This window comes from Streptococcus sp. KR, assembly GCF_002238115.1.
Taxonomy (GTDB): Bacteria; Bacillota; Bacilli; order Lactobacillales; family Streptococcaceae; genus Streptococcus.
The window spans coordinates 40,551-52,944 of sequence record NZ_NGVM01000001.1; the positions used below are offsets into that span (position 1 = coordinate 40,551).

The following is a 12,394-nucleotide window of genomic DNA, read 5'->3' on the forward strand; positions in this document are numbered from 1 at the left end:
GTCTTTAAAAGAAGGAGTATCTACGAAATATGAAGAAAAAAATCTTAGCGTCACTTTTACTAAGTACAGTAATGGTTTCTCAAGCAGCTGTTTTAACAACTGCGCATGCAGAAACTACTGATGACAAAATTGCTGCTCAAGATAATAAAATTAGCAACTTAACAGCACAACAACAAGAAGCCCAAAAACAAGTTGATCAAGTTCAGGAGCAAGTATCTGCTATTCAAACAGAGCAATCAAACTTGCAATCTGAAAATGATAGACTACAAGAAGAATCTAAAAAGCTTGAGGGTGAAATTACAGAACTTTCTAAGAATATTGTATCTCGCAATGATTCATTACAAAAACAAGCTCGTAGTGCTCAAACAAATGGAGCTGCAACAAATTACATTAATACAATTGTAAACTCAAAATCAATTACAGAAGCTATTTCACGTGTTGCTGCAATGAGTGAAATCGTATCTGCAAACAACAAAATGTTGGAACAACAAAAAGCAGATAAAAAAGCTATTTCTGAAAAACAAGTAGCAAATAATGATGCAATTAATACAGTTATTGCAAATCAGCAAAAACTAGCTGATGATGCTCAATCATTAACTACAAAACAAGCTGAGTTGAAAGCTGCAGAATTGAATCTTGCTGCTGAAAAGGCTACTGCAGAGGATGAAAAAGCAAGTTTACTTGAGAAAAAAGCTGCAGCAGAAGCAGAAGCTAAAGCAGCTGCAGAAGCAGAAGCAGCTTATAAAGCTAAACAAGCAAGTCAACAACAAAAAGTCGTTGCTTCTGGGAATACAACTTTTACAGCAGAAGTTCAAGCAGTATCAACTACTTCTTCGTCATCTAGTTCGTCTGAATCATCTTCAAGTAGTGCTTCAGCGGAATCAACAAGCTATACTCCTGCACCAGTGAAACAACATCCGACATACAGTACAAATGCATCAAGCTATCCTGTAGGTCAATGTACATGGGGAGTAAAAACTTTAGCACCATGGGCTGGTGATTACTGGGGTAATGGCGGTCAATGGGCTGCAAGTGCAGCAGCTGCAGGTTTCCGTACAGGTTCTACACCACAAGTTGGCGCGATTGCATGTTGGGATGATGGAGGATACGGTCACGTAGCAGTTGTTACAGCAGTTGAATCATCAACTCGTATTCAAGTTTCTGAGTGTAACTATGATGGAAGTGGAACTCAACCAATCGGAAATTATCGTGGATGGTTTAATCCGACAGCATCAAGAGGTACTGTAAGATACATTTATCCAAACTAATATACTGATTATTACTATACAAAGGGTGAGATCTTATTAATCTCACCCTTTGTATAGTGCTGGAAAAATTAATTTCATTATATAATTACTTGAACTTATTTTCTATTTTTATAATTATTTAATTAAAGTAAAATGAAATGTAGAGATTTAGTACGAGTGTAGCATGTTAATAAAAAATGGTTTCTAAGGGAGTCGGTGTTGAAGTTATGTTTAGGTATAAAATAAATGTTGATGCTAAAGAGTGGGATTTATTTTTAGAAAATCATCCTCAAGGAAATTTATTGCAGAGTAGTGATTGGTCCAAGATAAAGGATACTTGGGGGAACGAGAGAGTTGGCTTTTATAAAGATAATCAATTAGTTGGAGTAGCAAATATCTTAATTCAGCCGCTACCATTAGGACTTTCTATGTTTTATATTCCACGAGGTCCAGTAATTGACTATGAAGATAAAGAACTTCTGAAATTTGTTCTTTTAACGTTGAAAAAACTTGCTAAAAAAAGCCATGCAATAATGGTTAAATTTGACCCAAGTTTATTTATCAGTAGAGGTCTTATTGACCAAGAAACTGTCCAAAATTCTATGGCTTTAGCAATTGTCGAAGAACTGAAAAAAAATAAAGTTTATTGGACAGGCTTAACAAAGGATATGGCAGAAAATATACAACCACGTTTTCAAGCTAATATTCATAAAGAAAATTTCTCACTGGATCAACTTTCTAAGTCTACTAGACAGGCCATCCGAACTGCAAGAAATAAAGGATTAGAAGTAAAATTTGGTGGACTTGATTTATTAGATGAATTTTCATTTTTAATGAAGAAAACAGAGTCTCGCAAGAATATCAGTTTACGAGGCAAAGATTATTATCAGAAGTTACTGGATACTTATCCTGATCACTCCTTTATCACACTGAGCTATTTAGATCTACCTAATAGACTGAAAGAAGTTGAGCAACAATTCGAAAAGAATCTAAAAACAGCGCAGAAGTTTACAGATAAAACGAAAGAAGGTAAAATAAAAGAGAATCAGCAAGAGAGAAAACGATTAAAGGAAGAAATTTCTTTTCTTAAGAACCATATTGACAGAGGGGATAGTATTGTCCCATTGTCTGGTACTTTAACTATCGAATTTGGGAAAACTTCTGAGAACTTATATGCTGGAATGAATGAAGAATTTAAACACTATCAACCTGCTATTCCTACATGGTTTGAGACAGCTCAACATTCTTTTGAACGAGGGGCTGAGACTCATAATATGGGTGGAATTGAAAACAATTTAGAGGGTGGGTTAATTAACTTTAAATCCAAGTTTAATCCTACTATCGAGGAATTTGCTGGTGAGTTTAATTATCCAACTAGTTCATTATATTTTTTGTTTAATCTAGCTTATAAAATTCGTAAGAAACTTCGAAGTAGATAAAATAAACTAATGATTTTGCCACTATATTAAATTTTAAAAAATTTAGCTATTAGAGCATCCCAGCAGTATATGTTGGGATGCTTTAAATTTAGAGTTTTTATTAGTAATTTAATGCTAAATTCCCAAACTAATTTCCACTTTGGCCATCCAAGTGGAAGTTACTTTGAGAAGTTAGCAGAAACTATCTACTTTAAAAATCTACTAAAATCACTTGAAAATATTGGAAAAGTATGGTAAAATGAAACTTGTCGTGTGAACGATAATACTCATTCTTGATGAATTGTGAAACAGTTGCCCTTGGGTCGTTTTGCGAGTTGAAGTTAAGAAGAGGAAAAAAACAAAAAGGAGAAATACTCATGGCAGTAATTTCAATGAAACAACTTCTTGAGGCTGGTGTACACTTTGGTCACCAAACTCGTCGCTGGAACCCTAAGATGGCTAAGTACATCTTCACTGAGCGTAACGGAATCCACGTTATCGACTTGCAACAAACTGTAAAATACGCAGACCAAGCATACGATTTCATGCGTGATGCAGCAGCTAACGATGCAGTTGTATTGTTTGTTGGTACTAAGAAACAAGCGGCTGATGCAGTTGCTGAAGAAGCAGTACGTTCAGGTCAATACTTCATCAACCACCGTTGGTTGGGTGGAACTCTTACAAACTGGGGAACAATCCAAAAACGTATCGCTCGTTTGAAAGAAATCAAACGTATGGAAGAAGATGGAACTTTCGAAGTTCTTCCTAAGAAAGAAGTTGCACTTCTTAACAAACAACGTGCACGTCTTGAAAAATTCTTGGGTGGTATCGAAGATATGCCTCGTATCCCAGATGTGATGTACGTAGTTGACCCACATAAAGAGCAAATCGCTGTTAAAGAAGCTAAAAAATTGGGAATTCCAGTTGTAGCGATGGTTGACACAAATACTGATCCAGATGATATCGATGTAATCATCCCAGCTAACGATGATGCTATCCGCGCTGTTAAATTGATTACAGCTAAATTGGCTGACGCTATCATCGAAGGACGTCAAGGTGAAGATGCAGTAGCAGTTGAAGCAGAGTTTGTAGCTTCAGAAGCTCAAGCAGATTCAATCGAAGAAATCGTTGAAGTTGTAGAAGGCGACAACGCTTAATTTATATAAATAGTATTACCTAGGAGGGCGGGGCTTAGCCCGGCTCTCCTATTTTTAAAAAATATAGGAGAATCAAAATGGCAGAAATTACAGCTAAACTTGTAAAAGAGTTGCGTGAAAAATCTGGTGCCGGTGTTATGGACGCTAAAAAAGCGCTTGTAGAAACAGACGGTGACATCGAAAAAGCGATTGAATTGCTTCGTGAAAAAGGTATGGCTAAGGCAGCTAAGAAAGCTGACCGTGTTGCTGCAGAAGGTTTGACTGGTGTTTATGTTAACGGTAATGTTGCAGCAGTTATTGAAGTAAACGCTGAAACTGATTTCGTTGCGAAAAACGCTCAATTCGTTGAATTGGTAAATACTACAGCTAAAGTTATTGCTGAAGGAAAGCCTGCTAATAATGAAGAAGCACTTGCTTTGACAATGCCTTCAGGTGAAACTCTTGAAGCTGCATACGTATCTGCAACAGCAACTATCGGAGAAAAAATCTCATTCCGTCGCTTTGCATTGATTGAAAAAACAGATGCACAACACTTTGGTGCTTACCAACATAATGGTGGACGTATCGGTGTTATTTCAGTTGTTGAAGGTGGAGACGAAGCACTTGCTAAACAATTGTCAATGCACATCGCAGCGATGAAACCAACAGTTCTTTCTTATAAAGAATTGGATGAGCAATTCGTTAAAGATGAGTTGGCACAATTGAACCACGTTATCGACCAAGACAACGAAAGTCGTGCAATGGTTAACAAACCAGCTCTTCCACACTTGAAGTATGGATCAAAAGCTCAATTGACTGATGAAGTGATTGCTCAAGCTGAAGCTGATATCAAAGCTGAGTTGGCTGAAGAAGGCAAACCAGAAAAAATCTGGGACAAAATCATCCCAGGTAAGATGGACCGCTTCATGCTTGACAACACTAAAGTTGACCAAGCTTACACACTTCTTGCACAAGTATACATCATGGATGACAGCAAGACAGTTGAAGCATATCTTGAATCAGTTAACGCTTCAGTAGTTGAGTTCGCTCGCTTTGAAGTTGGTGAAGGTATCGAAAAAGCTGCAAACGACTTCGAAGCTGAAGTTGCAGCTACAATGGCAGCAGCCTTGAATAACTAATAATAAAAAGGAAGGAAGCTAAATTGCTTCCTTTTTTCTATGCAGTCAATCTTTATAGGGAGATGTTCCTACTTTTAAGGTATAAATAAAAAGCCCTATAATAAGGGCCAAGTGTATTTAGGAGACTACACTTCAAATTCATAGAGTGCTGTAGAGAGATAACGTTCACCGTTATCTGGTGCTAGAGCAAGGACTTTCTTACCTGTACCTAATTTCTTGGCAACTTCAATTGCTCCGTAGATAGCTGCAGCTGAAGAAATCCCTACAAGGAAACCTTCTTTTCCACCAATTTCACGGCCGAGTGCTAGAGCATCGTCTGACGTTACACGAACGATACCATCATAAGCCTTTGTATCCAGTGTATCAGGAATAAATCCAGCTGATATACCTTGAATTTTGTGAGGACCAGGTTTTTCACCAGATAGAATAGCAGATTCATCAGCTTCCACTGCATAAACTTGAATGTTTGAATTTGCTGACTTGAGTGCATGAGAAACACCAGAAATCGTTCCACCAGTACCTACTCCAGCAACAAAGGCATCTAGTCCATCTTTACCGAAAGTAGCTAGTATTTCAGCTCCTGTTGTTCTTTCGTGTACTTCTGGATTAGCTGGATTGTCAAATTGAAGAGGAAGGAAACCATCACGTTCAGCAGCGATTTCTTGAGCTTTAGCAATAGCGCCTTTCATTCCCTCACTACCAGGAGTTAGGACGAGTTCAGCACCATAAGCTTGGATAATCTTACGTCGTTCTACACTCATAGTTTCAGGCATAACGATGACGACTTTATACCCTTTAGCAGCACCTACCCATGAAAGTCCAATACCAGTGTTTCCACTTGTTGCTTCAACAATTGTAGAACCTGGTTTCAGAATACCGTCTTGTTCAGCTTTTTCAATCATGCTAAGAGCAATACGATCTTTTACAGAAGAACCAGGGTTGAATGCTTCAAGCTTTACATAGACGTCAGCAGCCCCTTCTGGCACGATGTTGTTGAGTTTAACAATCGGAGTTTGACCGATTAATTCAGTAATGTTGTTATAAATAGACATATGAATACCTCTTTGTATAAGATATTTCTAGTATAACGCTATCTATACCATTTGTAAAATATAGAAATCCTATCGAAGTGATAGGATTTTTTTATATCAAAGGTCTAAGCCGTTAATTTTCAAGCGATTGTGATAAGCTAATTCTAATAAATAGGTGTAAAGTGGAATGATATCCGTTTTCTTAGGGAATTCAAATTTATGAGCATTAAAATGCTCATTATGTGCTTTTAGAAAGACATTTTCTAAATAAGTAATAGTAATTTCACTATCATCTATACCTGCTCCAGCAGTTTCCATTTCAACGTTAACAATGTTCATCAAAAAGATTGATTTAATAGACATCTTACGACCGGTAGCACCTTGTTTATCTGTAAAGATAATACGTATATTTGTAAATATAATTGAGTCACGAATCAGTTTATATCCACTTTGAATTTCTTCATTTTCTAGTAGATATTGTCCATATTCTTTGATAAGAGTTTCTTTGTTTTGCTCGCTAAAGTTACCAGCGAGTCCTTGAATGAATTTACCAAATGCCATATTTTCTCCTTTGTTTACACTAAGTTTACAGGAACTTCAACTTCTCGTAAACCTTGATCAGTTAAAGTTACTTTTCCATTAAAAAACTCTACAAGTGCAGCTTTAATATTTTCTTTTTCTTCTTTATCAACATAAATCATTGTATCGACTTGATCTGTAAAGTTTGTCTCAAGTTCCATGAGATCATGTTCCTTAAGGAAGTTACTGTACTCTTGGTACTGAGCGTAAGACATTTGAATAGCAATGCCAGCTTGTTCCTTTATTTCAATGATGCCAATTTCTTTGACAGCTAAGGCAACACTGCCGGCGTAAGCACGAATCAATCCTCCAGCGCCTAGCTTAATGCCTCCAAAGTAGCGTGTCACTACTACACAGACATTAGTAAGATTGTGATTTTCTAGTACCCCAAGCATGGGAACGCCAGCAGTACCACTGGGTTCACCATCATCACTTGTCCGTTTGATTTCACTATGTTCCCCAATAATGAAGGCAGAGCAGTTATGCGTAGCTTTGTAGTGTTCTTTTTTGATGGCAGTAATGAAGTCACGAGCCTCTTCTTCGCTATAAACACGCTTGGCATGACAGATAAAGCGGGATTTTTTGATTTCTTCTAGGACTTGTCCGTCCTCTTTAATTGTTCTAAATTCCATGATTTAATTGTACTAAAAAATCATCTAAAGCGCTAGGTTTTTACGAATAAAGAAGTATGAAAGTAAATCCAAACTATCTCGGTCGGTTGTTTACGGAGAATGAATTAACAGAAGAGGAACGTCAGTTGGCGGAGAAACTTCCAGCAATGAGAAAGGAGAAAGGGAAACTTTTCTGTCAACGTTGTGATAGTGCTATTTTAGATGAATGGTATTTGCCCATCGGTGCTTACTATTGTCGGGAGTGCTTAATTATGAAGCGAATTAGGAGTGATCAAGCTTTATATTATTTCCCACAGGAGGATTTTCCGAAGCAAGATGTTCTTAAATGGCGTGGTCAATTAACTCCTTTTCAAGAGAAGGTGTCAAAGGGATTGATTCAAGCGGTAGATAAGCAGGAACCAACCTTGGTTCACGCTGTAACAGGAGCTGGAAAGACAGAAATGATTTACCAAGTTGTGGCCAAAGTGATTGATGAAGGTGGTGCAGTATGCTTGGCTAGTCCTCGCATAGATGTTTGTTTGGAGCTGTACAAGCGCCTGCAAAAGGATTTTTCTTGCGAGATAGCCCTCCTACATGGAGAATCAGAGCCGTATTTTCGAACACCACTAGTTGTTGCAACGACTCATCAGCTGTTAAAATTTTATCATGCTTTTGATTTGCTAATAGTGGATGAAGTAGATGCTTTTCCTTATGTTGACAACCCTACGCTTTACCATGCTGTCAAGAATAGTGTAAAGGAGAATGGCTTGAGAATCTTTTTAACAGCAACTTCTACCGATGAGTTAGATAGGAAGGTTCGCATCGGAGAATTAAAACGATTGAGTTTGCCTAGACGGTTTCATGGAAATCCTTTGATTATTCCTAAACCTGTCTGGTTATCCGATTTTAATCGCTATTTGGATAAGAATCGTTTATCACCAAAGTTAAAGTTTTATATTGAGAAACAGAGAAAGACAGGTTATCCGTTACTCATTTTTGCTTCAGAAATTAAGAAAGGGGAGCAATTAAAAGAAGTCTTACAGAAGGAATTTTCGCATGAGAAAATTGGTTTTGTGTCTTCAGTTACGGAAGATCGATTAGAGCAGGTGCAAGCTTTTCGAGATGGAGAACTGACAATACTTATCAGTACGACAATCTTGGAGCGTGGAGTTACCTTCCCTTGTGTGGATGTTTTTGTAGTAGAAGCCAACCATCGTCTGTTTACCAAATCTAGTTTGATTCAGATTGGTGGACGAGTTGGACGAAGCATGGATAGACCGACAGGAGATTTGCTTTTCTTCCATGACGGGTTAAATGCTTCAATCAAAAAGGCAATTAAGGAAATTCAACAGATGAATAAGGAGGCGGGTCTATGAAGTGTTTATTATGTGGGCAGACTATGAAGACTGTTTTAACTTTCAGTAGTCTTTTACTTCTGAAGAATGATGCCTCCTGTCTTTGTTTAGATTGTGATTCTACTTTTGATAGGATTGGAGAAGAGAACTGTCCAAACTGTATGAAAACAGGATTGTCAACAAAGTGTCAAGATTGTCAATTTTGGTGTAAAGAAGGAGTTGAAGTCAGTCATAGAGCGATTTTTATTTACAATCAAGCTATGAAGGATTTTTTCAGTCGGTATAAGTTTGATGGAGACTTCCTTTTAAGAAAAGTCTTTGCTTCAGTTTTAAGTGAGGAGTTAAAAAAGTACAAAGAGTATCAATTTGTTGTAATTCCCCTAAGTCCGGAAAGATTGCTCGAGAGGGGATTTAACCAGGTTGAAGGTTTAGTTGAAGCAGCAGGGTTCTCTTTTCAAGACTTACTAGAGAAGAGAGAAGAGCGAGCTAGTTCTTCCAAAAATCGTTCAGAACGCTTGGCAACAGAACTTCCCTTCTTTGTCAAAAGTGGAGTCACTATTCCTAAAAAAATCCTACTTATAGATGATATCTATACTACTGGAACAACTATAAATCGTATGAAGAAACTGTTGGAAGAAGCTGGTGCTGAGGATGTAAAAACATTTTCCCTTGTAAGATGAGGAAAAAATTTGCAAAAACAAAATGAAAGCGTTATAATGAAATCAGAAAAACAAAAACGTTTAGAAAGAAGGTACTCATATGATTAAATATAGTATCCGTGGTGAAAACCTAGAAGTAACAGAAGCAATTCGTGATTATGTAGTTTCTAAACTCGAAAAGATCGAAAAGTATTTTCAAGCTGAACAAGAGTTGGATGCTCGAGTTAACTTGAAGGTGTATCGTGAAAAAACGGCTAAAGTGGAGGTGACGATTCCGCTTGGCTCAATTACTCTTCGTGCAGAAGATGTGTCTCAAGATATGTATGGTTCAATTGACCTTGTAACCGATAAAATTGAACGTCAGATTCGTAAAAATAAAACAAAAATCGAGCGTAAAAATAAAAATAAGGTAGCAACTAGTCAATTATTTACAGATGCTTTGGTGGAAGATACAAATGTTGTCCAATCAAGAGTTGTTCGTTCAAAACAAATTGATTTAAAACCAATGGATTTGGAAGAAGCTATTCTACAGATGGATTTGTTGGGACATGATTTCTTTATCTATGTGGATGTTGAAGATCAGACAACCAATGTGATTTATCGTCGTGAAGATGGCGAGATTGGCTTGTTAGAAGTTAAAGAATCTTAATTTCAATATGTGTAAAGGAAGGTTTACTAAATTGTAAACCTCCTTTTTCTTATAATTGATAGAATTACTGATTACACTTTTAAAAAGTCGCTTTTTGGTGGTTATTATGGTATAATGGGTGCCAAGAGGTTTGGAATGAAAAAATTTTATGTAAGTCCTATTTTCCCCTTAATATTAGGAATAGTGGCGTTCGGAGTGCTATCTGTGCAACTTGTTTTTGTAACGAATACACTGGTAACGCTATTTCTTTTGCTACTTATTTTGGGTTCATATATTTTACTATTCATCCATCAGAGAGACTACTACTCAAAGAGTGAAGTAGAACAAATCCAGTATGTAAACCACCAAGCTGAAGATAGTTTGACAACTTTGTTAGAACAGATGCCTGTCGGAGTTATTAAACTAGACTTATCGTCAGGTGAAGTTGAATGGTTCAATCCTTACGCTGAATTGATTTTGACTAATGAAGTGGGAGAGATTGATGTTGCATTAATTCAAACAATTATAAAGGCGTCTGTGGGGAATCCAGGTTCTTATGCTACCTTAGGTGAAATCCGTTATTCGGTTCATATGGACAAGGTATCTGGAGTTCTTTATTTCTTTGATGTGTCTGGAGAATACGAAGCGACTGTTGAGTTAGTGACAAGTCGACCTGTGATTGGGATTGTCTCCGTTGACAACTATGATGACTTAGAAGATGAAACATCGGAGTCTGATATCAGTCATATCAATAGTTTTGTAGCCAATTTTGTTTCAGAATTTGCTGGGAAGCATGCCATGTTCTCTCGTCGAGTGAGTATGGACCGCTTTTATCTATTTACGGACTACACGGTGCTTGAGGGCTTGATGAACGATAAATTTTCTGTTATTGATTCTTTCAGAGAAGAGTCGAAACAGAGACAGTTGCCTTTGACCTTAAGTATGGGATTTTCTTATGGTGATGGAAATCATGATGAGATAGGGAAAGTTGCATTGCTCAACTTGAACTTGGCTGAAGTGCGTGGTGGCGACCAAGTGGTTGTTAAGGAAAACGACGAAACGAAAAATCCAGTTTATTTTGGTGGTGGGTCTGCTGCCTCAATCAAACGTACACGGACTCGTACGCGTGCTATGATGACGGCTATTTCAGATAAGATTCGTAGTGTGGATCAGGTTTTTGTAGTTGGTCACAAAAATCTAGATATGGATGCTCTTGGCTCTGCTGTAGGTATGCACTTGTTTGCCAGCAATGTGACTGAAAATAGTTATGCTATTTATGACGAAGAACAAATGTCGCCGGATATTGAACGAGCTGTTTCATTCTTAGAAAAAGAAGGAGTTACAAAGTTGTTGTCTGTTAAGGACGCAATGGGGATGGTGACCAATCGTTCTTTGTTGATTCTTGTAGACCATTCAAAGACAGCTTTAACTTTATCAAAAGATTTTTATGATTTATTTACCCAAACCATCGTCATCGACCACCACAGACGGGATCAGGATTTTCCAGATAATGCGGTTATTACTTATATCGAAAGTGGTGCAAGTAGTGCCAGTGAGTTGGTAACGGAATTGATTCAGTTCCAGAATTCTAAGAAAAATCGTTTGAGTCGTATGCAAGCAAGTGTTTTAATGGCTGGTATGATGTTGGATACTAAAAATTTCACCTCACGAGTGACTAGTCGGACATTTGATGTTGCTAGCTATCTCAGAACGAGAGGAAGTGATAGTATTGCTATCCAAGAAATTGCTGCGACAGATTTTGAAGAATATCGTGAGGTCAATGAACTGATTTTACAGGGGCGTAAATTAGGTTCAGATGTACTAATAGCAGAGGCTAAGGACTCGAAATGTTATGATACAGTTGTTATTAGTAAGGCAGCAGATGCCATGTTAGCTATGTCAGGTATTGAAGCGAGTTTTGTTCTTGCGAAGAATACACAAGGATTTATCTCTATCTCAGCTCGCAGTCGTAGTAAGCTGAATGTACAACGGATTATGGAAGAGCTGGGAGGTGGAGGCCACTTTAATTTGGCAGCAGCTCAAATTAAGGATTCAACCTTGTCAGAAGCAGGTGAAAAACTGACAGAAATTGTATTAAATGAAATAAAGGAAAAGGAGAAAGAAGAATGAAAGTAATCTTTTTAGCAGATGTTAAAGGAAAAGGTAAAAAAGGCGAAATTAAGGAAGTACCAACAGGGTATGCACAAAACTTTCTTATCAAAAAGAATTTAGCAAAAGAAGCAACTGCTCAAGCTGTAGGTGAACTTCGTGGTAAACAAAAATCAGAAGAGAAAGCTCACGCTGAGATGATTGCAGAAGCAAAAGCAATTAAAGCCCAACTAGAAGCAGAGGAAACTATTGTAGAATTTGTTGAAAAAGTTGGTCCAGATGGTCGTACCTTTGGTTCCATTACCAATAAGAAAATTGCAGAAGAATTGCAAAAGCAATTTGGAATTAAGATTGATAAACGTCATATCCAAGTACAAGCTCCGATTCGAGCAGTTGGTTTGATTGATGTACCAGTGAAAATCTATCAAGATATTACAAGTGTAATCAATCTTCGTGTGAAAGAAGGGTAAATTTACACTTTC

The 12,394-nt window shown here is 37.4% G+C and carries 12 protein-coding genes; 9 read left to right on the forward strand and 3 right to left on the reverse strand.

What is annotated here, in order from left to right:
- The first annotated feature begins 29 nt into the window (after positions 1-29).
- The 4 genes from pcsB to tsf all read left to right on the forward strand — a co-directional run bounded on the left by pcsB (position 30) and on the right by tsf (position 4,940).
- A complete protein-coding gene (gene pcsB, locus CBI42_RS00205; RefSeq protein ID WP_004269801.1) occupies positions 30-1,268 on the forward strand; it encodes a peptidoglycan hydrolase PcsB in 1,239 nt (412 codons plus the stop codon).
- Positions 1,269-1,474: 206 nt separating this feature from the next.
- A complete protein-coding gene (locus CBI42_RS00210) occupies positions 1,475-2,686 on the forward strand; it encodes an aminoacyltransferase (RefSeq protein ID WP_049491227.1) in 1,212 nt (403 codons plus the stop codon).
- Between the two features lie 356 nt (positions 2,687-3,042).
- Positions 3,043-3,822: a 30S ribosomal protein S2 gene (gene rpsB, locus CBI42_RS00215; RefSeq protein ID WP_000268469.1), complete on the forward strand. Its 780-nt coding sequence runs from the start codon at positions 3,043-3,045 to the stop codon at positions 3,820-3,822.
- Between the two features lie 77 nt (positions 3,823-3,899).
- On the forward strand, positions 3,900-4,940 hold the full coding sequence (gene tsf / locus CBI42_RS00220; protein ID WP_049491122.1) for a translation elongation factor Ts: 1,041 nt from the start codon (positions 3,900-3,902) through the stop codon (positions 4,938-4,940).
- A 125-nt stretch (positions 4,941-5,065) separates the two neighbouring features.
- Here tsf and cysK read toward each other — a convergent pair whose 3' ends face one another.
- From cysK to CBI42_RS00235, 3 genes are all read right to left on the reverse strand, one after another.
- Entirely contained in the window at positions 5,066-5,992 is a 927-nt protein-coding gene (cysK, locus tag CBI42_RS00225) for a cysteine synthase A (protein ID WP_049491124.1), read from the reverse strand.
- A 96-nt stretch (positions 5,993-6,088) separates the two neighbouring features.
- On the reverse strand, positions 6,089-6,532 hold the full coding sequence (locus tag CBI42_RS00230) for a PH domain-containing protein (RefSeq protein ID WP_000863906.1): 444 nt from the start codon (positions 6,530-6,532) through the stop codon (positions 6,089-6,091).
- Positions 6,533-6,546: 14 nt separating this feature from the next.
- Positions 6,547-7,182, reverse strand: a complete 636-nt coding sequence (locus CBI42_RS00235) for a YigZ family protein (protein WP_049491126.1) — start codon at positions 7,180-7,182, stop codon at positions 6,547-6,549.
- Positions 7,183-7,238: 56 nt separating this feature from the next.
- Here CBI42_RS00235 and CBI42_RS00240 point away from each other — a divergent pair, with 56 nt between their 5' ends.
- From CBI42_RS00240 to rplI, 5 genes are all read left to right on the forward strand, one after another.
- Complete coding sequence (locus tag CBI42_RS00240; RefSeq protein ID WP_049491128.1) at positions 7,239-8,537, forward strand: DEAD/DEAH box helicase; 1,299 nt, start codon at positions 7,239-7,241, stop codon at positions 8,535-8,537.
- Complete coding sequence (locus CBI42_RS00245; RefSeq protein ID WP_049491130.1) at positions 8,534-9,196, forward strand: ComF family protein; 663 nt, start codon at positions 8,534-8,536, stop codon at positions 9,194-9,196. Before CBI42_RS00240 ends, CBI42_RS00245 begins: the two co-directional genes overlap by 4 nt.
- A 79-nt stretch (positions 9,197-9,275) precedes the next feature.
- Complete coding sequence (gene hpf / locus CBI42_RS00250) at positions 9,276-9,824, forward strand: ribosome hibernation-promoting factor, HPF/YfiA family (RefSeq protein WP_004255322.1); 549 nt, start codon at positions 9,276-9,278, stop codon at positions 9,822-9,824.
- A 135-nt stretch (positions 9,825-9,959) separates the two neighbouring features.
- Positions 9,960-11,933 carry a DHH family phosphoesterase gene (locus CBI42_RS00255; protein WP_094752969.1) on the forward strand — a complete coding sequence of 658 codons (1,974 nt, stop codon included), beginning with the start codon at positions 9,960-9,962 and terminating at the stop codon, positions 11,931-11,933.
- Complete coding sequence (gene rplI, locus CBI42_RS00260; protein ID WP_000864213.1) at positions 11,930-12,382, forward strand: 50S ribosomal protein L9; 453 nt, start codon at positions 11,930-11,932, stop codon at positions 12,380-12,382. The genes CBI42_RS00255 and rplI overlap by 4 nt, the downstream gene beginning before the upstream one ends.
- Positions 12,383-12,394: the final 12 nt, after the last annotated feature.

Excerpts from the sequence above, each read along its gene's own strand:
- rpsB (WP_000268469.1), top strand. The coding sequence starts at position 3,043 with ATGGCAGTAATTTCAATGAAACAACTTCTTGAGGCTGGTGTACACTTT.
- CBI42_RS00245 (WP_049491130.1), top strand. The coding sequence starts at position 8,534 with ATGAAGTGTTTATTATGTGGGCAGACTATGAAGACTGTTTTAACTTTC.
- CBI42_RS00240 (WP_049491128.1), top strand. The coding sequence starts at position 7,239 with ATGAAAGTAAATCCAAACTATCTCGGTCGGTTGTTTACGGAGAATGAA.
- rplI (WP_000864213.1), top strand. The coding sequence starts at position 11,930 with ATGAAAGTAATCTTTTTAGCAGATGTTAAAGGAAAAGGTAAAAAAGGC.
- CBI42_RS00210 (WP_049491227.1), top strand. The coding sequence starts at position 1,475 with ATGTTTAGGTATAAAATAAATGTTGATGCTAAAGAGTGGGATTTATTT.
- CBI42_RS00255 (WP_094752969.1), top strand. The coding sequence starts at position 9,960 with ATGAAAAAATTTTATGTAAGTCCTATTTTCCCCTTAATATTAGGAATA.
- pcsB (WP_004269801.1), top strand. The coding sequence starts at position 30 with ATGAAGAAAAAAATCTTAGCGTCACTTTTACTAAGTACAGTAATGGTT.
- tsf (WP_049491122.1), top strand. The coding sequence starts at position 3,900 with ATGGCAGAAATTACAGCTAAACTTGTAAAAGAGTTGCGTGAAAAATCT.
- CBI42_RS00235 (WP_049491126.1), bottom strand. The coding sequence starts at position 7,182 with ATGGAATTTAGAACAATTAAAGAGGACGGACAAGTCCTAGAAGAAATC.
- hpf (WP_004255322.1), top strand. The coding sequence starts at position 9,276 with ATGATTAAATATAGTATCCGTGGTGAAAACCTAGAAGTAACAGAAGCA.
- CBI42_RS00230 (WP_000863906.1), bottom strand. The coding sequence starts at position 6,532 with ATGGCATTTGGTAAATTCATTCAAGGACTCGCTGGTAACTTTAGCGAG.
- cysK (WP_049491124.1), bottom strand. The coding sequence starts at position 5,992 with ATGTCTATTTATAACAACATTACTGAATTAATCGGTCAAACTCCGATT.